The organism is Wolbachia endosymbiont (group A) of Scambus nigricans (assembly GCF_947251485.1).
Lineage (GTDB): Bacteria > Pseudomonadota > Alphaproteobacteria > Rickettsiales > Anaplasmataceae > Wolbachia > Wolbachia pipientis.
This window is the reverse complement of record NZ_OX366356.1, coordinates 1094151-1113434: the sequence shown is the minus strand read 5'-3', so window position 1 is coordinate 1113434 and position 19284 is coordinate 1094151. Positions and strand designations below refer to the sequence as shown.

Here is a 19284-nt window from a genome sequence, read left to right as displayed (position 1 = left end):
TGACTGTTAGCAATAGTGTATATATCTTTAGCTATATATAACGAATGAATTTTTTTATATATTCGTTATTAGTATTTTGTATTTCCTGAACAGTTCCATGGGAAATGATCTCCCCTTCATATAATACTGCTATTTTATCAGCTATTTTAAATGCGCTATGAATATCATGTGTAATCGTGATAATTGTAGGGTTAAGATCTCTAGATAATTTTATTATTATCTCGTTTACTATATCTGACATAATTGGGTCCAATCCTGAAGTTGGTTCATCCAAAATAATGATTTCTGGATTGTGTGCAATCGCCCTTGCAAGTGCCACTCTTTTTTTCATTCCACCTGATAGCTCTATTGGAAACATATCTGCTATGCTTTCCTCCAGTCCAACATCATTTAACTTCTCGATTGCTAGCTGTTTTGCCTCTTTTTTGCTGATATTAAAGCGCTTTTTATAATTAAAAGATATATTTTCCCACACTGTAACGTAGTCAAATAAAGCGGAATTTTGAAATAAAACCCCAAATTTATTTTTGCTTTTACTATTTATTTTAACAGACCCTGAGTCTGGAGCAAGCAAGCCGATAATTGTTTTTGTTAATACAGATTTGCCGCTTCCTGAGCCACCAAGTATGACTAATGATTCCCCTTTTAATATATCAAAATTTAGATCTTTTAGTACTGTCCTGTCATCAAAAGATAAGCTTAAGTTCGATATTGATATTATGGGGTTACGCATGTATCAAAGTAATCATGTAGTTTGCTAAAATGATCAGTATGGACGATAAAACAACAGTTGATGTTGTAGCAACACCTACTCCTCGTGCACCTTCTTTGCAATGGTAACCGTAATAGCAGCTTGAGACAGAAATTATGGCGCCAAATACAGTTGCTTTTATTAGCCCAGTTATAAAATCATACGTATTAAAGAACTGAGCTGTGTGTTTAATGTATATATTTAAATTGTGGTTAAATTCGAAGACTGCAGTGATACATCCTCCAAATATTCCTATTAAATCTGCACATACTGTAAGTATGGGAAATACTATGATTGACGCTAAAATCCTTGGTGCAATTAAATATTTAAAAGGGTTGATGTTCAAGGTTGTAAGTGCATCTATTTGCTCGGTGATGCGCATTGTACCAATTTCTGCTGCAACTGATGATCCAACCTTTCCTACCATTATTAAGCTGATCAAAACTGGTCCTAACTCTTTAATGATAGTGATCGTAACAAGTTTGGGTATTATCTGTTCTTGGTTAATTAATGGGTCACTCAAGCTACTTTGTAAAACTATTGCCGCTCCTATAAAAACTCCAGTGAGCCCAACAATTGGCAGAGAGAAAAAGCCTATCTCTATAATTTGTCTTGCTATGTTGCTAAAATAATATGGTGGCACAAGGCAGTGGTATAGAGATTGAATAAAAAATATGAATGCACTACCAAGCCTTAACAAAAAATTGATAAAGTACCTACCAATTATTCTAACACTATTTATATCAAAAAAGCTCACTTTGTATTCATTTTAGCTAGAGTTACTGATTTTATTAAAATTTTTATTAACTTTATCACAAAGTATAGCTGAGATATGTTTTAAGTTCAATATACTTGATGTTTTAATTTAAAGCTTAACCCAAGAAAGGTTTCCCTACGTCATACCGCAATTCATTCGCGGTATAGATTCCGCTAACGAGTAGCGGAATGACGGTTTTTCAAATTGTAGAGCCACTTTAGCTATAGAACTCAATTACATAAGCAAACCTTACTTATTTTACTATCCCTGTTTACTTCCTGTAAAAAACATGTTACTAATGTATTGTATTTTGTAGTAGAATGGAGGAAATTTTGGCAGTTCCAAAAAGAAAAAAGTCAAAGTCAAGGCGTAATATGCATCGTTCTCATCATGCTATTGAGCCTAAGAATATTGTGGTGTGTTCAACAACTGGGGAATTCATGTTGCCTCATAACGTAGCAGTTGATGGCAGTTACAAAGGAAAACGGGTTTTCATCAAGCAACAGGCGGAGTGACTATTATGATATGTTACCTACGGTCAATAATAATATAGTTATTGCACTTGACGCTATGGGGGGCGATTTTGCGCCTCTTTCCGTAATTCAGGGTGCTGGTTTTTTTTTAGACAACCTTGTTGACCCAGGCATTAAAGTTTTTTTTCATATTTATGGAGATAAGGAAGAAGTATCTCCTTTGCTTTTGAAATATAAAAAAGTAAGTAACAATTCTGAGTTTACTCATTGTTCTGACAATGTTCTTGCAAATGATAAGCCATCTTTTGCGCTGAGACATCGTAAAGACTCAAGTATGAAAGCTGCAATTGTTGCAGTGAAAGAAGGTAAAGCTTTCGGAGTGGTATCTTCAGGCAACACCGGAGCATTGATGGCAATTTCCAGATTTATTTTAGGAACATTACCAAACATTTATCGTCCTGCTATTGCCTCTATCTGTCCAACTAAGACAAAAAGCTTCGCTTTGCTTGACCTTGGTGCAAATGTTGATTGTAATGCCGACTCATTATTTCAATTTGCGTTAATGGGTAGTATATTTGCAAAAATAGCATTAAAAATTGACAATCCTGAAGTTGCTTTGCTAAATATCGGCACAGAAGAAGTTAAAGGTAATGACTCAGTGCGCGGCGCTTTTGAGTTGCTTAAAAACGCTCCAGGCATTAATTTCAAAGGGTATATAGAGGCAAGTGAATTTTTAGAGGGTAATATAGATGTGATTGTTGCTGATGGTTTTGTTGGCAATGTAATGCTCAAAACGGCTGAGGCAACCGCTAGTACCTTTATCAATCTAATAAAGCAGGAAGTATTCAATTCGTGGATAGCGAAAATGCTTGTTGGTATATTGTTAAAATCCAAACTAAATAAAGCTTTAACGCGTTTTAATCCCAAAATTAGAAGTGGAGCTATGTTTTTAGGGCTGAATGGTATCATCATTAAAAGTCATGGAAATTCTGATGCTATTTCTTTTGCCTATGCCATAAAATTTGCAGTAAATGCAATTAGTGAAAATTTAAATCAAAAGATAATTAACGGGGTAAGTCATATTGAATAAAAGTTTCATATTAAGCACTGGATCTTACCTACCAAGAAAAATGTTGAGTAACAACGAAATTGCATCGATAGTTGAGACGAGCGATGAATGGATAAGGCAGAGAACAGGAATAGTTCAAAGGCATATAGAAGATGAAGGAGAACTAACGTCAGATCTAGCTGTAAATGCAGCAAAAAGTGCTATAGAAAAAGCTAAAATTTCAGTAGATGAAATTGACTTGATTATAGTTGCTACAACAACTCCTGATAAAACTTTTCCTAGCTGTGCAACGATTGTACAAAGTAAGTTAAAATGTAAAAACGCATTTGCTTTTGATGTACAAGCAGCATGCTCTGGTTTTATATATGCAGTTACAGTTGCTGATTCGCTCATAAAATCTAACAATAGAATTAAATATGCATTGGTTATAGGTGCTGAAATAATGTCTAGGATTGTTGATTGGGAAGATAGGTCAACTTGTGTACTCTTTGGTGATGGTGCTGGTGCAGTGGTGATGAAATCAGAAATGGGTAGAAGCGGCATCATGTCAACAAACTTATACTCTGACGGCAATGTGGACATACTATGTACGAATGGAGGGGTATCCTCTACTGGTGATTCTGGAAAAATATGCATGAATGGAAGAGAAGTGTTTAAACATGCAGTGGATAAGTTAACAGCCTCAGTAGAGGAAACTCTGAAATGCAATAATTTGAAAATCACTGATATTGACTGGTTAATTCCCCATCAAGCAAACATTCGTATTATTGAAGCAGTAGTAAAGAAATTAGATTTTCCTATAGAGAAAGTGATTAATACCGTTGATAAGCATGCAAACACCTCAGCGGCATCAATTCCACTGGCCTTAGACTATGCAATACAAGAATCAAAAATAAAATCAGGAAATCTGGTACTGCTGATTTCAATAGGTGCAGGCCTGACCTGGGGTTCCGTGTTGCTGCACTATTAGACTTCCTGCATTACCTCCTGTCACCCAAGTACCCTCCTCTTGTCATTCCAGTACCTCTTTCTCCTGTCATCCCAGTAGCCCCTTCGGTGTCATTCCAGTCTGGAATCCAGTTCTTATTGTACATTCACCTGGTGTAAAGTTAAGTTTCCTGGATCCCAGTGTCAGCTACTCGGATGACAAAAAAAGGAGCACTGGAATGACAGCAGTCCTACGTCATACCGCGATTCATTCGCGGTATCTCTAGATCCCGCTAACAAGCAGCGGGATGACGGTTGTTGTTTAGCTATAAATATTAAGAAATTCACCAAACGAAAAAAAGGCAAAAGAAGCCCTGGGGTTATTATCCGCTTTAAAATATTGGCGTTTTTTATGTTTTAAACGCTTGACAAGCGAAATTCAGCTGCTTTTAATTGCAACTAACTTACGCTGCAAACGTTTAGGAAATTTACTAAGCAGAAAAAAAGACAAAGAATCCCCGAGTTAGCTAGTCTTTTACTATCTCTGTCGAGTATTGGCATTTTTTGATGTCTTGTAACGCTTTATAAGCGCGTTCAGCTTATTTAGATAAAAATCTAGATGTAGACGAAGTTTTGTAAAGACATACAGTATCTATGTACTGCAAAAAATTAAACATAAGACGCCGATACATTAAGTAATCCTTACCTTTTAATCTGCAGATTGGCGAAAGCAAATACAATAGCTTCAGCTTCATGATAAGGGAGCTGGCGAGGTTTGTCAAGGAAGTTTTTCTTTCCCGTGAATTCCCTTTGAAGTTGAATATTGAAAATTGACTGGAGAGTTGTGGATTACTTTGTATATGTCATAACAAGCCATGGCGCTCTCGGCAAAACCACTTAATATTAACTTTAGTTTGCCTGAATAAGTAGCTATATCTCCGATTGCATATATTCTATCCCTACTGGTTTTAAGTGTAGCTGGGTCGACAACTATGCGGCTATGTTCTAACTGTATACCCCAATTGTTTATTGGACCAAGATTCATTGACAATCCAAAAAATGGCAGCAAAAAATCAGCGGATATTTCTTTTTCTTCCTTAGAGGCAATGTTTTTTACTATCACTGCGCTCAACTGCCCATTACTTCCTGCTAGTTCGTGTAATTGATATGGCACTACCAGTTCTATTTTTCCATCATTTTCAAGTGATTCTAATTTATTTCTAGTTTCAGGAGTGCAGCGAAATTCCTTTCTTCTATGTATCACATAAATTTTCTTTGCAACTTTAGAAAGTTCTACGGTCCAATCAGCCGCAGAATCACCCCCCCCTGCAATGACTATAGTTTTGTCCTGAAAATCAGAAATTTTATTTACACTGTAAAATACAGATTGATTTTCATATTCTAATATAGCACTTGAGGGTGGACGGTTAGGTTCAAACATTCCGTTACCTGCAGCAATGATAACGGCTTTGCATTTTACCTCTGTACCTATGTTCGTTATGATAGTAAAGTTTTCACCTTCGTTATTTGAAATCTTTTCTACTTTTTGACTTAAATGGTAAATAGGCTTAAATGGCGAAGCTTGCTCCATTAGCTGCTCAATTAATTTTTGGGCAGTAATTACAGGATAACCAGGTATATCATATATTGGCTTTTCTGGGTAAAGAGCTGTGCATTGTCCTCCTGCTTGATCCAAAACATCTATTACATGACATCTCATATCAAGCATTCCCGCTTGAAAAGCAGTGAATATTCCAACAGGTCCTGCACCTATTATTACTATATCGGTTTTCATATTCAGATGGTGATCTATTTATAGATATTAGCTTTCTTTGCTAACAAGGTCAATTTACAAAGGGATGTATTTTTAAAAGATGTGGCTAGATTAGACAAGATTTCCAGCGTTATGAACCACATAGTCCAAATAAGCTCTAAAAATCAGCTAGCATAGCGAGATGCTGTGCGGACGGAATGGGATTCGAACCCATGGTACGCTCATCACGTACGTCAGTTTTCAAGACTGGTGCCTTAAACCGCTCGGCCATCCGTCCATTTCTTTTCTATCACAACATTTGATTTTAAGCAATCTATAAAAGCTTTACTTGCCCACGCAAAAGTTGCTAAACACACTACTCAATATTTCCTCAACATTAATAATTCCAATCACCGCACCAAGTTCAAATGCAGCAAGCCTCAAATCTTCAGATATCAACTCAATTGGATTATCGATATTAAAACGTTGTAAATGTTCCAGTGCTTTCTTCATGTGATTCCTATGTCTTTGCCGAGTGATTACAGGAGTGTCTCTATCATGCCCAAATTTTTCCTCTGCCTTCTCTTTTATGAGAGAGATCAATTTGTTTGTACCTATTCCCTTTAAAATAGAAATAGGTAGAAAATCTATGCCATTAATTTTTATATTGTGATTATTGATAACATCGTCAGCTTTGCTCAATACATAAATAGTATCGCTATTTACAACGTTGCAATTGATATTATGACGCTGTTCAAAAGGAAATAGTTCTATTCTTAAATCAGCTTCAAAAGACCTCTTTTTCGCTCGACTTATACCTTCTGATTCTATTGGATCTGAACTCTCACGAATTCCAGCAGTATCAGAGAGAATGATTGGGTATCCGCCAATGTCAATATGAGCTTCAAGTATATCTCTTGTTGTGCCTGCATATTCAGAAACAATAGCAATATCACGCTTGGCTAAGAAATTAAACAGAGTTGATTTACCGACATTTGGTTTACCAGTTATTACAATATGTAAACCCTCACGCAACCTTTCGCCCCGTCTATTATCATTTAAATGCTCTTGTATCAATCGCACGAGAGATTGCACTTCATTATTAATTTTTTCCAACTCACTTTTTTCTGCCCAAATGTCCTCTGGAAAGTCTATATATGCTTCGATTTTGGATTGTATCGTTATCAATCTTTGCCTCCAATTGCTGTATAGTCTCTCCAATTCTCCTGATATCTGCTTAATCGCTTGTTTAGCTTGCATTTTCGTCTCAGCGTCAATTAAGTCTGCAATTCCTTCTATTTGAGTTAAGTCAAATTTACCATTTAGAAAAGCCCTAAGTGAGAATTCTCCAGGCCTGGCCATAACGAAAATTTTTGATAATTCCTCCAAGATGATTTTTATGACTGCCTTACTTCCATGCACTTGTAACTCTATAACATTCTCGCCAGTGAAACTGTTTGGAGCAGGGAAATAGATGATTATTCCATTATCTATCAATTGATTGAAATCATCATATAGATCAACTAAAGTAGCAAATCTTGGTTTAATTTCTTTCTTAATATGAAAATGATTTAAAGCTTTAAGCGCACAGTTGCCTGAAATTCTAATTACTGCAACTCCTGACTTACCAAATACGGTCGATAAAGCGAAAATAGTTTCATTTGTGTTTGTCATTATTTATATAAACTACTTAGCAATATTACACTTAAGAAACCAAAATACCTAAAAAGTCACCCAGGTGAAAATATTTATTTTGAAAACTGATAATATGATTTATAATGACTGACACAAGTTTTAAATATTTTATGCTCAAGAAATTAGCTTGGTACTGGTCTTTTGTAGAGTTAATTAAAGGGTTTGTTATTACATTAAAATATATGTTTAAGCCAAAGGTTACTTTGAGGTATCCTATGGAGAAGGGCCCTTTAAGTCCAAGGTTTCGTGGTGAGCATGCGTTGCGTAGGTATCCAAACGGTGAAGAACGATGCATAGCTTGTAAATTATGCGAAGTTATCTGCCCTGCTCAAGCAATAGTTATTGAAGCAGAGGAAAGAGAAGACGGTAGTCGCCGCACTACGCGCTATGATATTGATATGACAAAATGCATATACTGCGGACTTTGCCAAGAGGCATGTCCAGTTGATGCAATTGTGGAGGGTCCTAACTTTGAATTTGCTACTGAAACGAGAGAGGAGCTAATGTACAATAAAGAAAAGTTATTGCGTAATGGTGAAATTTGGGAAGACGCAATTGCACTCAGGTTAAAAAAGAATAGACCTTATTATTAATGTTCAGAGCTTATAACCCTGTTATCCATTATGATTTAGGGGCAGTGCCCACTAGGGGTGGTGTCATCCAAGTAGCTGATACACAACTGTACGAACATTTGTTTGCGAGGGCAGTATGTTAAATGTTATGGCCTGCTTTGCCTCAAACACAAAGGTGTCATCCCAGTGCTTGACACTGGGGTCCAGGTATAAAAATATTTGCAAATTGTGCAATGGACAACAGATTTTAGGAGCATACGTTAAACTAATTTCCATTATAAAAATAAGATGGATCCCAGTGTCACGCACTGGGATGACAAAGAGAGGGTTAGACAAAAGGGTCGATAAATGATTAGGATTACTTTTTCAGCCGAACAAAAAGTAAAAGAATACAGTGGTAAAGTTACTGGCTTTGATATATTACAACCGGATGTTTTGAAAGAAGCAATTGCCTTTAAGGTAAATGGTGAGTTGCATGATCTCTCACGTGAAATTGAAGCTGATGCAGAGATAGAGGTGATACAACTGAGTGACGAAGTGGGTTTAGATATAATAAGGCATGATGCTGCTCATATAATGGCGCAGGCAGTGAAAGAGCTATTTCCTAATACTCAGATTACTATCGGCCCAACAATTCAGGACGGTTTTTACTATGATTTTGCTACAGATCGTACCTTCACTACGGACGATCTTACCGCAATAGAAAAGAAAATGAAAGAGATTGTAAAAAGTAACCACAGATTTGTTCGAGAAGTTTGGACTCGCAAGCAGTCAGTTGATTTCTTTAGTGGTATAGGCGAAAAATATAAGGTTGATATTATCTCATCGATACCAGAGGGTGAAAACCTAACTGTTTATAGGCAAGGTGATTTTGTTGACCTATGCCGTGGTCCGCACTCACCATCAACCGGTAGAGTTAAAGCGTTTAAACTTATGAAAGTAGCGGGTGCATACTGGCGAGGTGATGCAAAGGGCCCAATGTTGCAGCGAATATATGGCACAGCATGGAGAAATAAGGATGAATTAAACGCTTATCTTGAGTGTCTCAAAGAAGCAGAGAAACGTGATCACCGCAAAATTGCCAAGGATATGGATTTATTTCACATCCAAGAGGAAGCTGTCGGGCAGGTTTTTTGGCATGAACAAGGATATATTTTATATAATGTTCTTGAGTCTTACATCAGAAAGAAGCTAATAAATAATGGCTATTTTGAGGTAAAAACTCCTATTTTAGTAAGCAAAGAGCTGTGGGAAAAATCTGGACATTGGGATAAGTTTCGTGAAAATATGTTTATTGTTGATGAATCTGAAAGCAAAAAGCTAGCAATAAAACCCATGAATTGCCCCTGTCATGTGCAGATTTTTAATTCTCACACCAGAAGCTATCGTGATTTACCGATACGTATGGCAGAATTTGGTACGTGTCATAGGAATGAAAGCTCAGGCTCATTGCACGGACTGATGCGAGTGCGTGGTTTTACGCAAGACGATGCACACATTTTTTGTATGGAAGAACAAGTGAATTCTGAAACTATAAAGTTTTGTGACCTTTTAAAAGAAGTATATTCAGAGCTTGGATTTAATGAAATTTCTGTGAAATTTTCAGACCGTCCAGATATTAGAGCAGGTAATGATGAAGTGTGGGATAGAGCTGAAAAAGCGCTGCTTGAAGCCGTTAAAGAAGCGGGCTTGAGTTATGAACTGAGCCCTGGTGAAGGTGCATTTTATGGTCCAAAGCTAGAGTTTGTTTTGAAAGATGCAATAGGCAGAAGCTGGCAATGTGGAACATTGCAAGTTGATTTCATTTTACCAGAACGTCTGGGAGCTTTTTATATAGGGGCAGATGGGCACAAGCATCACCCTGTCATGTTACATAGGGCAATTCTTGGGACTTTTGAGCGTTTTATCGGAATTTTGATAGAAAATTATGCAGGAAAATTTCCAGTTTGGCTTGCTCCAACGCAACTTGCTATTCTGACCATTACAAATGAAGCTGACGGTTACGCCACAGAAATTAGCAATATTTTAAAAGAACAAGGTGTGAGAGTCAAGACTGATTTGACCAATGAAAAAATTAGTTATAAGATACGTTTGCATAGTTCAAACAAGGTTCCTATATTGTGGATTGTAGGCAAAAATGAAGTTACAAGTAAAACTGTGTCAGTGAGAAATTTAGGATCGGAAAGACAGGAGTCTTTTTCTTTGGAGAAGGCTATTGAATTGTTGTTAAAAAGTATTAATTTGAATTAAGGGAGTTAAAGTTTGCAAGTTAAAAAGAACAATAAAAACAGAATTAATGGATTCATCACAGCTAAGGAGGTACGCTTAGTTGATCACAGTGGTGAAATGATCGGAATCGTGCTAATAGAACGAGCTTTGGAGCTTGCACAGGGTGTTGGTTTAGACTTGGTAGAAATTGCACCTGATTCAACCCCTCCAGTATGTAAAATTCTGGATTGTAGCAAACGAAAGTATGATATAAAAAAGAAAGCAAGTGAAGCAAAAAAGAAACAAAAAACATTAACTATAAAAGAAATTAAACTGGGTCCCAATATTGGTGATCACGATTACGGAACAAAATTGCGTCAAGCAAGAGACTTACTTGCCCACGGACATAAAATTAAAGTCACAATGAGATTTAGAGGGAGAGAGCTTATAAACACTGAAGTTGGACTGGAAAAATTAGAACGGCTAATTCGAGACACTGAAGATATCGCAAAGGTAGAATTGGCACCTAAAAGAGAAGGGAATCAATATTTTTTAGCTCTGGTTGCTAAGTAGCAAAACGGCTTAAGAAGTATAAGTAAAGTTAAATTATCGCTCTCTCTTTGATAACATGGCGAAAATGTCTTATTAATCCTTGAATCGGCCAAGCTGCAGCATCGCCAAGTGCGCAAATTGTATGTCCTTCTATTTGAGTTGTAAGGTCAAGCAGCTTATCTATTTCATCAGGCTTAATATCTCCTGCCACCATCCTCTTCATAATCCTCCACATCCATCCAGTACCTTCACGGCATGGTGTGCATTGTCCACAGGACTCATGCATATAAAAGTGTGATAACCTCTCTATTGCAGCTATTATATCAGTTGATTTATTCATCACTATTACAGCAGCAGTACCAAGCCCTGATTGTGCAGTTCTTAATGAATCAAAATCCATTTCAATAGTATCACATATAGATTTTGGAATTAATGGCACTGAAGACCCACCAGGTATTACAGCAAGTAAATTATCCCAACCTCCTCGCACTCCACCTGCGTATTTTTCAATTAATTCACGTAATGGAATTCCGAGCTCTTCTTCAACATTACACGGGTTGTTTACGTGCCCTGAAATACAAAAGACCTTGGTACCAGTATTATTTGGTTTACCAAGAGATGCAAACCATTCTCCTCCGCGATTCAGAATATCTGGAACCATGGCTATAGTTTCAACGTTGTTTATTGTGGTTGGGCAGCCAAAAAGTCCAACACCTGCGGGAAATGGAGGCTTCATGCGAGGAAAGCCCTTTTTTCCTTCAATTGATTCGAGTTGAGCTGTTTCTTCCCCACATATGTAAGCTCCTGCGCCCCTATGGATAAACACATCAAGATCATAACCTGATTTGCAGGCATTTTTTCCAATTAAACCTTCTTTATAGGCTTCCTCAAGTGCTTTTTTTAGAACTAAATATTCATTATAAAATTCACCCCTGATATAAATATATGCAACTGATGCGCTGATCGCTTTGCCGGCCAGGAGAATTCCCTCAAGTAACTTATGTGGCTCATATCGCAATATATCTCTATCTTTACATGTACCAGGTTCTGACTCATCTGCATTGACTACTAAATATGCTTTTGGGAGATTTTTGGGCATAAAGCTCCACTTAAGGCCGGTGGAAAATCCTGCACCCCCTCGACCTCTCAAACCAGATTTCTTTACTTCATCAATGATCTTTTCTGATCCTAAATCCAGTAATTCCTTTGTTTTTTGCCAGCTACCACGTTTTTTTGCACCCTCAAGTAGTGGAGTTCCTTTACCATTTAGGTTGGTGAATATTTTGTCTTGTTCTTTTAGCATGTTTTTCAAAATTTGTGAGTGATCCCGACGCGATTCGAACGCGTGACCCACTGATTAAAAGTCAGTTGCTCTACCGGCTGAGCTACGGGATCATTTCATTTTTCAGCTATACTAAACATCAATACAGTTTTTATCCGTTTTAATCAAACTAAAATTTTCATGTGTGGTTAAATAAATTATATAATATACTGTGTTAGTGATAATTTAGTTAAAAATTTTTTAAAGGAAAACTTCTTGTTAATTTTCAGTTCACAGATTTATTTGGATGGTGTGACGTATAACGCTAAGGAGACAAAAAAATAGAGAAGTGTGTACACCCTGCAGAATTTGTACACTATTTAGCAATAGCCTAATAGATAAATATTTCTTGCATTTCAGCCTGAGTGATTTATGCTTTAAGCAAGAATTACCTGGGGGTATAGCTCAGCTGGTAGAGCATCTGTTTTGCACGCAGAAGGTCAGCGGTTCGATCCCGCTTGCCTCCACCAGTCTATACAGTTCTAGCCGCCACAAAACTTGCCAAAGCAGCTTATTTTAATCTATGAGGATTTTATACTATTTCCCTGAAAATCTCTATTTCTTTTCGTAACTTTTCTCTACACAAGTAATGTTGGTTATTACAATTGTAATATATACTAACTTAACAATAAATTAATCAATAAATGTTAGAATACTAACAATTAATTTATTGGTAACGCCTATGAGTGGAAAAAAGCATGTTTTTAAGATGATACCTGGAAAAGAGGTGTTTAGAAAAACCCCGACTACAAGGATAAAGTGGCCTGAAGGTAATGATCCTACAATGCCTATTAAAAAAGTTGAGCTTGTATCGCTGGATGATAAAAACGATGTAGTATAGCCTTTCTTATAATAGTCCGAATGCGATAAGATATGTGTTTATGGCTATAGCAGGCCAGTAGCATATTACGGTCTGTTCGGATTATTGTAAAAAGAGCTATATCATCAACCATAGATAGTATAGACAGCAAGACAAGTAGTATAGATAGTGAACTTGCAGATCTTAGGAATTCGATTCCAGATATTGGAGAAGCTCCTCCATTACTCCATATTACTGGTGAAGAGAACGGATTGCTTTAATAAAAAAGGTAATAGCCTGATATCAGGCTATTACCTTCTCCATATGCTATTTTAATATAGCTGAGTTAGGAAATCTATTTTAAAACTTTCGGCATATAGTTCTCATCATGTTTTGCAAACACTGTATCTGCAAGAAAAGTACTATTATCAAACATTTTACCTTGTACAACAACACCACTTTTTTCTGAAAACATTGGAGGAAGTATTCCCTGGTATTTCACTACAACGCTTTTGTTAAAATCTGTCATTTGAAAAACTACTTCGCTTTCGCTTCGTATCACGCTATTTTCAACAACCATTCCACCAACACGGATTGGCTTTTGATTATTTGGTAAAACTATTGCCTCACTTACTGTATAGAAAAATGAGATATTTTCTTTGAGCGTTGTTAAAATAAAAAAAACTGCACAACTTAAAAAGCAGAAAATTCCTGAAGTTATAAGTAATCGCTTATGTTTCTTCTTCATTATTATCTTTCAGGCTTTCTAGAATTTTTTTACTTTTAATATAGCAAGAAATGGTAAGGATCAGTTCTCCGGTAATCAATGTAAGACTAATAAGGTAAGCAAAAATCACATACGTGTTCATAATATATCGTTAATAAATAACTCACCTGCATCAAAATAAATTAAGCTTCCATCCTTTTGCTGCAACACCAATTTACCACTTTTATCTATATCAGCAAAAATTCCTTCATACAATTTGTCAGCTAACTTTACACTGATTTGCTCATTCATTTTGAATGCTTTTTTTAACCACATTTCTCTTATAGCATAAAACCCATCAAATAGCCATTGCTTTCTTAGTTTATTAAAATTTATTATTAATTCCTTTAACAAATCCATGTTAGACACAGACTCACCATAATTGCTAATGCACGTTGTTCCTGGAAGTGGTGCATGATTGACATTAATTCCAATTCCTACAATAAGCCAATTCGAATTGGATCTTTTTTCAAGCAATATTCCACTGATTTTTTTACTATCAACTAGGACATCATTTGGCCATTTATATTGAATGTTACTATCATCCATAAATGACAGTAAAGTATTCCCTACAACAAGAGCAGTCACAAAAGTCAATTCTGTTAATTTGCTGATGTCTTTAACTTGACTCGTTAAGCCTACTGTTATCCCAGTACCATCCGATGTCATCCCAGTGCTTGACACTGGGATCCATGCTTCTTGATTCCTAGATTCCAGCGTCACGCACTGGAATGACACCGAAAGCTGGCTTTCATTCAGATAATCGTTAAAGAGGTTTATCACCAAACTCGCATAGAAATTACCTTCTGGAGAAACCCAACTTTTTCCGGTGCGCCCCCTGCCTTCTGTTTGTTTATCGGCAATAATAACAGTTTCATTTGATATTCCTCTGTTAATTAAGTCCAGTGCTTTTCCATTAGTGGTTAAAACTTCTTTGTAATGATGAATATGAAAACCCTCAGGGATCACCTTGTCAGCCCTTTAGTTCAATGAGTGAGTAAAACGTACAAGAAAAGAACGAGGTTAATCAGTGAAGCCACCGAAGTGATAATGAATAGACCCTTAGAATAAGTAACCTTATTACCACTAGCTTTATCGAAATACATAGCTTTTATAATATTTAGATAATAGTAACACGATATAACACTTGCCATTACAAGGATCAAAGACAGGGTGATAAAGCCAGAATTTATTAAACTTTTGAATATAAAAAATTTAGCGATAAAACCCGCAAGTGGAGGTATTCCCGACATCGAGAGTAACAGCACAGAAAGATGAAATGCTACAATTGGGCGTTTCTTCCCTATACCAGACAAGTTTGCAATATCACAATCGTCATCGTCAATTTGTACGAGATATGAGAATAGCCCTATGCTTGTGATGATATATATCACCAGATACATTAAGGCACTATCTGTTCCTGCTTGTGTAAAAATAGAAAGTGAAGCAAATATAAAACCAATGTGACCAATTGAACTGTAAGCAAGCAGCCTTTTTAAGTTTTGCTGACGCAAAGCCCCAAAAGCTGAGATAAGCACAGACAATGCTGAAACGTATAAGAAAATAGGCTGAACATAACTTTTTACATTTACTAACTCTTCATTCATCAATCGAATTAAAAATGTTACAAGTGCAGCTTTTGGGGCCGTAGAAAAAAACGCAGTTACTATGGTAGGTGCACCTTGATAGACATCTGGAGCCCACATATGAAAAGGAGCAATAGCAAGCTTGAAACACAAACCAATAAGGATAAAAACTAACCCAAAAACTATTCCATAAGCTATCTGATGGCTTTGCAAGAATGAACCGAGCTCAGAGAAATTGACTTGTCCTGTATATCCATAAAGCAGCGACATTCCATATAGCATAATGCAGGAAGATAGTGCACTAAGTGTAAAATATTTCACTCCTGCTTCACATGAATAAGCTGAATCTTTATTAAAGCTCGCAAGAACATACAAAGATATACTCATCAACTCAAAAGCTAAATAAAAAGAAATCAGACTATTTGCTGAAACCAAAGTTATCATGCCAAATAGCGCAAAAAGAATCAGTATTGAAAATTCATATTTATAGTCATATTTTGATAAATTCAGCATCAAAAGTATTAAAATTCCTGTGCTGAGAATTAACCCTTGGGCTGACCTGATGTATAAATTGAGTTTTAACAACGAATTAAAGAGAAAAATTTCATTGTTTTCTGCCGAAATAATTAAAATAATCAAAGTTACCACTGTGCAGCCAAGTGCTAATAAGTTGATAGTTCGGCGGTTAAATATAATTCCAAGTAGTAGCAACACTAACGAGGAGATAATAGAGAACGTTTCCGGCAATATCTGTATATAATTCATAGCGCATTATATTTGACTAACAAATTTGCCATACATGGCTTCAAATAATTCAGTGCAAGGGTTGGGTAGAATCCAAGCAAAATAACAAACACTGCAAGCAGAATTAAGACAGAAAATTCTATGCTATCCAAGCGGTTATTTAATAATTTAGAATAGCTAACCCCCCATATTATTTGCTTACATAAATTCAGCATATAAACTGCGCTTAAAATAGTGCCAAGTGCGATAAATCCTGTAAAAAACCCTATGCTCTTAAACATTCCAACCATAGCCAAAAACTCACCTATGAATCCAGATGTTCCAGGTAGCCCTATTGAAGCCATTGAAAATAAAATGAACATAAAACCAAATTTTGGCATTGTGTTTACTATGCCAAAATATTTTGCAATCTCCAAAGTTCCAGTTCGAGTATATAGCATTCCAACACACAAAAATAAAGCAGCAGAAATAAGGCCATGACTAATCATTTGAAATATGCTACCCAGTACTCCTTCCTCACAAAATGAAAAGAGGCCAGCAGTAACGATCCCCATATGTGCTATTGAAGAATAAGCTATTAACTTCTTTATATCATCTTGAGCAAACGCAACTAGCGAAGCATATATCACCGCAATAATGCTCAGCACAACAACGAAATTTGAAAAATATAAACTTGCCTGAGGAAGCATTGGAATAGAAAACCTTAAAAATCCATATCCTCCCATTTTAATAAGCAAGCCAGCTAAAATCACAGATCCAGAAGTTGGTGATTGTACATGCGCATCAGGAAGCCAAGTGTGAAATGGAAACATCGGTACTTTTATTGCAAAAGAAATAAAAAATGCAATCCACAGCAATGACTGCACTTCAAGATCAAGGCTTGGCACTAATGTAGCTAATTTTTGTATATTAAACGTTCCAAAAATGTTATAGATGTAAACCAATCCAAGTAGAAATAATAATGAGCCAGTTAATGTATAAAGAAACAACTTAAACGTTGCATATACCCTGTGTTTTCCTCCCCAGATGCCAATAATAAAGAACATTGGTATTAAAACAGCTTCAAAAAACACATAAAAGCTTATAGCATTCAGTGAAACGAAAAAACCGACTACAAAACTCTCAAGCAGTAGAAACAATGCCATATAGGCTTTTAGGGTCGTATAACTCATTTTGCAGTTGTAGAGTATACAAATTACAAACAAGAAAGTTGTAAGCAGAAGGAAAAGCAACGATATACCATCTATCCCTATTCCAACATTTCTAATTGGGTAGCTGACAAACTGAAAGTCCGCATTGTTATAATCAAATTCTATACAAGCTACAATGCTAAGCAAAAATGGAAGTACAGCAAAAAATAGAGCAACGAATCTTAAGTGTATAGATTGATGATTAATCCTGATTAAGGATAAAATCAACGCTCCTATCAGTGGAAGCAAGAATATACTAAGTAACAACACCTTCTATTTAATTCCAATAATATATAAAGCACCGATTATTAGAGTAACAAACATAATAAATGCATAATCAAATATATAACCAGTTTGTAACTTTATAGAACTTTTTGAACATTCATTAACCAACCTTACAACACCATTTGGTCCAAATGAATCAATAGCCTTAACATCAAACTTCCATAGAAGCCTAGATATAAACCTTATCGGTGCAATTATAACAAACTCATACACCTCATCAAAGTACCATTTATTCTGCAAAAACTTAAGTAAAAATTTACTCTTAATTTGCCTAATTACTTGATATTGGTAAATTAGGTACGCAAGTGCTATTCCACTTAGGCTTGCTAAGGTTGGCAGTAGTTTTATAAAGAAATTATGAACTCCATGCTCATCAATCATCACTAAACTTGATTTCCAAAACGCATTACTAGTTATGTTCAAAATATTTGCTCCCCATATTCCAGAAAATACTGATCCAAAAGCGAGTGTCAGTAATGGTATAAGCATAATCTTTGGTGCCTCATGTATATTAATTTTACTTTGTTTTTGGCTGTGGAACACAAGAAGCAATAACCTCCAAGAGTAAAACGCTGTGAAGAATGCAACAACTAAGCTTATTACAAAAGCAAAGCTATCCGTGCTATAAGCATGTTCAATTATCAAATCCTTTGAATAAAAACCTGCAAATGGGAATATCCCAGAAAGCGCAAGAGATCCAATCCACATGAGAGCGTAAGTGCAAGGGATTTTCTTCCAGCAATTTCCCATTTTCTGAATGTTTTGCTCATGATGCATTGCATGAATCACATTGCCAGCACCAAGAAATAGTAGAGCTTTAAAAAAAGCGTGTGTCATTAAATGAAAAATAGCAACATTGTAAGCAGAAAGCCCACATGCCATGAACATATAACCAAGTTGACTGCAGGTTGAATAAGCAATTATTTTCTTTATATCGTTCTGAGTAATTGCAACGGTGGCTGCAAAAAAAGCAGTGAGTGCTCCAACGATAACTATTAATTCTCGTGCCACATTTGATAACTCAAACAATGGAGAACACTTTGCTACTAAAAATATACCTGCTGTTACCATCGTTGCTGCGTGAATAAGTGCAGAAACAGGAGTTGGCCCTTCCATTGCATCTGGCAACCAAACATGTAAACCAAGCTGTGCAGATTTACCCATACAGCCAATAAAAAATAATATGCATATTATATGAGTTACTTTGAATTCACAGCAGAATGCCCTAATGTTCTGCGTGCCAAGAAGATCAGTTGTGTCAAAAACTTCAGTAAAATTCAAAGAGTGAAATGTATAATAAATAAGAAAGATTCCAATCAATAGTGCAAAGTCTCCTACCCTATTCACAACAAATGCTTTAATTGCTGCATTATTTGCAGAATATTTTTGGAACCAAAATCCTATGAGTAAATAAGAACATAGGCCAACCCCTTCCCAGCCAAAAAAAAGCTGCACGAAATTATCGCTTACAACCAGCACAATCATGCAAAACGTAAATAGCGATAGGTAAGAAAAAAACCTCGACTTTCCCTTATCATGCTCCATATAACCGATAGAGTAGAGATGTACTACCAGTGAAACGGTGGTAATAACAATAAGCATTAAGGATGAGAGAGCATCCACACTAATTGCCCAATTTACTTTTAAGATGCTTAATGAAAACAAAGGAAATAAACTCAAGTGATAATTTTCAGAGAAGGTGAGAAAAACATACCAAGATAAAACTGCAGATATTCCAATCCCTGCCGTTGTAACTAACTGACTTTTTCTAAAAAGTGCTGCAAATAGCGAACCAAAAAGTGGCAAAAATACTATTAATTTCAGTATATCCATCAT

Annotated in this window: 19 protein-coding genes and 3 tRNA genes; 8 read left to right on the top strand and 14 right to left on the bottom strand. The window is 36.1% G+C overall.

What is annotated here, in order from left to right; genetic code table 11:
- Positions 1–31: 31 nt before the first annotated feature.
- Positions 32–733, bottom strand: coding sequence for an ABC transporter ATP-binding protein (locus tag OPR46_RS06305; RefSeq protein WP_265043331.1), 702 nt, complete (start codon positions 731–733; stop codon positions 32–34).
- Positions 726–1508 (bottom strand): MlaE family ABC transporter permease, encoded by a 783-nt coding sequence (locus OPR46_RS06300; protein WP_015589313.1) that lies wholly within the window; start codon positions 1506–1508, stop codon positions 726–728. The genes OPR46_RS06305 and OPR46_RS06300 overlap by 8 nt, the downstream gene beginning before the upstream one ends.
- Before the next feature lie 332 nt (positions 1509–1840).
- On the opposite strand from OPR46_RS06300, the gene rpmF reads away from it, so the two are divergent.
- The 3 genes from rpmF to OPR46_RS06285 are packed head-to-tail and all read left to right on the top strand — an operon-like array spanning position 1841 to position 4020.
- Positions 1841–2023 carry a 50S ribosomal protein L32 gene (rpmF, locus tag OPR46_RS06295; protein ID WP_041573607.1) on the top strand — a complete coding sequence of 61 codons (183 nt, stop codon included), beginning with the start codon at positions 1841–1843 and terminating at the stop codon, positions 2021–2023.
- Between the two features lie 10 nt (positions 2024–2033).
- Positions 2034–3071, top strand: coding sequence for a phosphate acyltransferase PlsX (gene plsX / locus OPR46_RS06290; protein ID WP_265044109.1), 1038 nt, complete (start codon positions 2034–2036; stop codon positions 3069–3071).
- Positions 3064–4020 (top strand): beta-ketoacyl-ACP synthase III, encoded by a 957-nt coding sequence (locus OPR46_RS06285; RefSeq protein ID WP_265043328.1) that lies wholly within the window; start codon positions 3064–3066, stop codon positions 4018–4020. The genes plsX and OPR46_RS06285 overlap by 8 nt, the downstream gene beginning before the upstream one ends.
- Positions 4021–4755: 735 nt before the next feature.
- Here OPR46_RS06285 and OPR46_RS06280 read toward each other — a convergent pair.
- From OPR46_RS06280 to mnmE, 3 genes are all read right to left on the bottom strand, one after another.
- A complete protein-coding gene (locus OPR46_RS06280; protein ID WP_265043326.1) occupies positions 4756–5772 on the bottom strand; it encodes an NAD(P)/FAD-dependent oxidoreductase in 1017 nt (338 codons plus the stop codon).
- Between the two features lie 168 nt (positions 5773–5940).
- Positions 5941–6028 (bottom strand) — tRNA-Ser (locus tag OPR46_RS06275).
- 47 nt (positions 6029–6075) lie between these two features.
- The gene (gene mnmE / locus OPR46_RS06270) at positions 6076–7404 is read right to left on the bottom strand and encodes a tRNA uridine-5-carboxymethylaminomethyl(34) synthesis GTPase MnmE (RefSeq protein ID WP_265043324.1); all 1329 of its coding nucleotides are present in this window, start codon (positions 7402–7404) and stop codon (positions 6076–6078) included.
- A gap of 131 nt (positions 7405–7535) precedes the next feature.
- Between mnmE and nuoI the strand changes: the two genes are divergently transcribed.
- From nuoI to infC, 4 genes are all read left to right on the top strand, one after another.
- The gene (nuoI, locus tag OPR46_RS06265) at positions 7536–8018 is read left to right on the top strand and encodes an NADH-quinone oxidoreductase subunit NuoI (RefSeq protein WP_174515692.1); all 483 of its coding nucleotides are present in this window, start codon (positions 7536–7538) and stop codon (positions 8016–8018) included.
- Between the two features lie 115 nt (positions 8019–8133).
- Positions 8134–8349, top strand: a complete 216-nt coding sequence (locus OPR46_RS06260) for a hypothetical protein (RefSeq protein WP_144054593.1) — start codon at positions 8134–8136, stop codon at positions 8347–8349.
- Positions 8346–10247, top strand: a complete 1902-nt coding sequence (thrS, locus tag OPR46_RS06255; RefSeq protein ID WP_265043322.1) for a threonine--tRNA ligase — start codon at positions 8346–8348, stop codon at positions 10245–10247. Before OPR46_RS06260 ends, thrS begins: the two co-directional genes overlap by 4 nt.
- A gap of 12 nt (positions 10248–10259) precedes the next feature.
- Positions 10260–10778: a translation initiation factor IF-3 gene (gene infC, locus OPR46_RS06250; RefSeq protein ID WP_265043320.1), complete on the top strand. Its 519-nt coding sequence runs from the start codon at positions 10260–10262 to the stop codon at positions 10776–10778.
- Positions 10779–10806: 28 nt separating this feature from the next.
- Here infC and nuoF read toward each other — a convergent pair whose 3' ends face one another.
- Together nuoF and OPR46_RS06240 are read right to left on the bottom strand one after the other, a co-directional pair.
- Complete coding sequence (gene nuoF / locus OPR46_RS06245) at positions 10807–12060, bottom strand: NADH-quinone oxidoreductase subunit NuoF (protein WP_010962959.1); 1254 nt, start codon at positions 12058–12060, stop codon at positions 10807–10809.
- Between the two features lie 19 nt (positions 12061–12079).
- Positions 12080–12152 (bottom strand) — tRNA-Lys (locus OPR46_RS06240).
- 320 nt (positions 12153–12472) lie between these two features.
- On the opposite strand from OPR46_RS06240, the gene OPR46_RS06235 reads away from it, so the two are divergent.
- A tRNA-Ala gene (locus tag OPR46_RS06235) sits at positions 12473–12548 on the top strand.
- A gap of 321 nt (positions 12549–12869) precedes the next feature.
- Here the strand turns inward: OPR46_RS06235 and OPR46_RS06230 are convergent.
- The 7 genes from OPR46_RS06230 to nuoL all read right to left on the bottom strand — a co-directional run bounded on the left by OPR46_RS06230 (position 12870) and on the right by nuoL (position 19284).
- Positions 12870–13031, bottom strand: coding sequence for a hypothetical protein (locus tag OPR46_RS06230; protein WP_265043318.1), 162 nt, complete (start codon positions 13029–13031; stop codon positions 12870–12872).
- A gap of 201 nt (positions 13032–13232) precedes the next feature.
- Positions 13233–13625 carry a cytochrome c maturation protein CcmE gene (gene ccmE / locus OPR46_RS06225; RefSeq protein ID WP_264702474.1) on the bottom strand — a complete coding sequence of 131 codons (393 nt, stop codon included), beginning with the start codon at positions 13623–13625 and terminating at the stop codon, positions 13233–13235.
- Entirely contained in the window at positions 13609–13746 is a 138-nt protein-coding gene (locus OPR46_RS07060; RefSeq protein ID WP_006012903.1) for a CcmD-like small membrane protein, read from the bottom strand. The genes ccmE and OPR46_RS07060 overlap by 17 nt, the downstream gene beginning before the upstream one ends.
- The gene (locus OPR46_RS06220; protein WP_265043316.1) at positions 13743–14612 is read right to left on the bottom strand and encodes a biotin--[acetyl-CoA-carboxylase] ligase; all 870 of its coding nucleotides are present in this window, start codon (positions 14610–14612) and stop codon (positions 13743–13745) included. The genes OPR46_RS07060 and OPR46_RS06220 overlap by 4 nt, the downstream gene beginning before the upstream one ends.
- Before the next feature lie 17 nt (positions 14613–14629).
- Complete coding sequence (locus OPR46_RS06215; RefSeq protein ID WP_265043315.1) at positions 14630–15994, bottom strand: NADH-quinone oxidoreductase subunit N; 1365 nt, start codon at positions 15992–15994, stop codon at positions 14630–14632.
- On the bottom strand, positions 15991–17433 hold the full coding sequence (locus OPR46_RS06210) for a complex I subunit 4 family protein (RefSeq protein WP_265043314.1): 1443 nt from the start codon (positions 17431–17433) through the stop codon (positions 15991–15993). Before OPR46_RS06210 ends, OPR46_RS06215 begins: the two co-directional genes overlap by 4 nt.
- A 3-nt stretch (positions 17434–17436) precedes the next feature.
- A complete protein-coding gene (nuoL, locus tag OPR46_RS06205; RefSeq protein ID WP_265043313.1) occupies positions 17437–19284 on the bottom strand; it encodes an NADH-quinone oxidoreductase subunit L in 1848 nt (615 codons plus the stop codon).

What these genes read in the sequence shown, in the direction of transcription:
- nuoL (WP_265043313.1), bottom strand. Translation starts at nt 19,284, where the DNA reads ATGATGGATATACTGAAATTAATAGTATTTTTGCCACTTTTTGGTTCG.
- thrS (WP_265043322.1), top strand. Translation starts at nt 8,346, where the DNA reads ATGATTAGGATTACTTTTTCAGCCGAACAAAAAGTAAAAGAATACAGT.
- OPR46_RS07060 (WP_006012903.1), bottom strand. Translation starts at nt 13,746, where the DNA reads ATGAACACGTATGTGATTTTTGCTTACCTTATTAGTCTTACATTGATT.
- OPR46_RS06280 (WP_265043326.1), bottom strand. Translation starts at nt 5,772, where the DNA reads ATGAAAACCGATATAGTAATAATAGGTGCAGGACCTGTTGGAATATTC.
- nuoI (WP_174515692.1), top strand. Translation starts at nt 7,536, where the DNA reads ATGCTCAAGAAATTAGCTTGGTACTGGTCTTTTGTAGAGTTAATTAAA.
- plsX (WP_265044109.1), top strand. Translation starts at nt 2,034, where the DNA reads ATGTTACCTACGGTCAATAATAATATAGTTATTGCACTTGACGCTATG.
- nuoF (WP_010962959.1), bottom strand. Translation starts at nt 12,060, where the DNA reads ATGCTAAAAGAACAAGACAAAATATTCACCAACCTAAATGGTAAAGGA.
- OPR46_RS06230 (WP_265043318.1), bottom strand. Translation starts at nt 13,031, where the DNA reads ATGGTTGATGATATAGCTCTTTTTACAATAATCCGAACAGACCGTAAT.
- OPR46_RS06215 (WP_265043315.1), bottom strand. Translation starts at nt 15,994, where the DNA reads ATGAATTATATACAGATATTGCCGGAAACGTTCTCTATTATCTCCTCG.
- mnmE (WP_265043324.1), bottom strand. Translation starts at nt 7,404, where the DNA reads ATGACAAACACAAATGAAACTATTTTCGCTTTATCGACCGTATTTGGT.
- ccmE (WP_264702474.1), bottom strand. Translation starts at nt 13,625, where the DNA reads ATGAAGAAGAAACATAAGCGATTACTTATAACTTCAGGAATTTTCTGC.
- OPR46_RS06260 (WP_144054593.1), top strand. Translation starts at nt 8,134, where the DNA reads ATGTTAAATGTTATGGCCTGCTTTGCCTCAAACACAAAGGTGTCATCC.
- OPR46_RS06305 (WP_265043331.1), bottom strand. Translation starts at nt 733, where the DNA reads ATGCGTAACCCCATAATATCAATATCGAACTTAAGCTTATCTTTTGAT.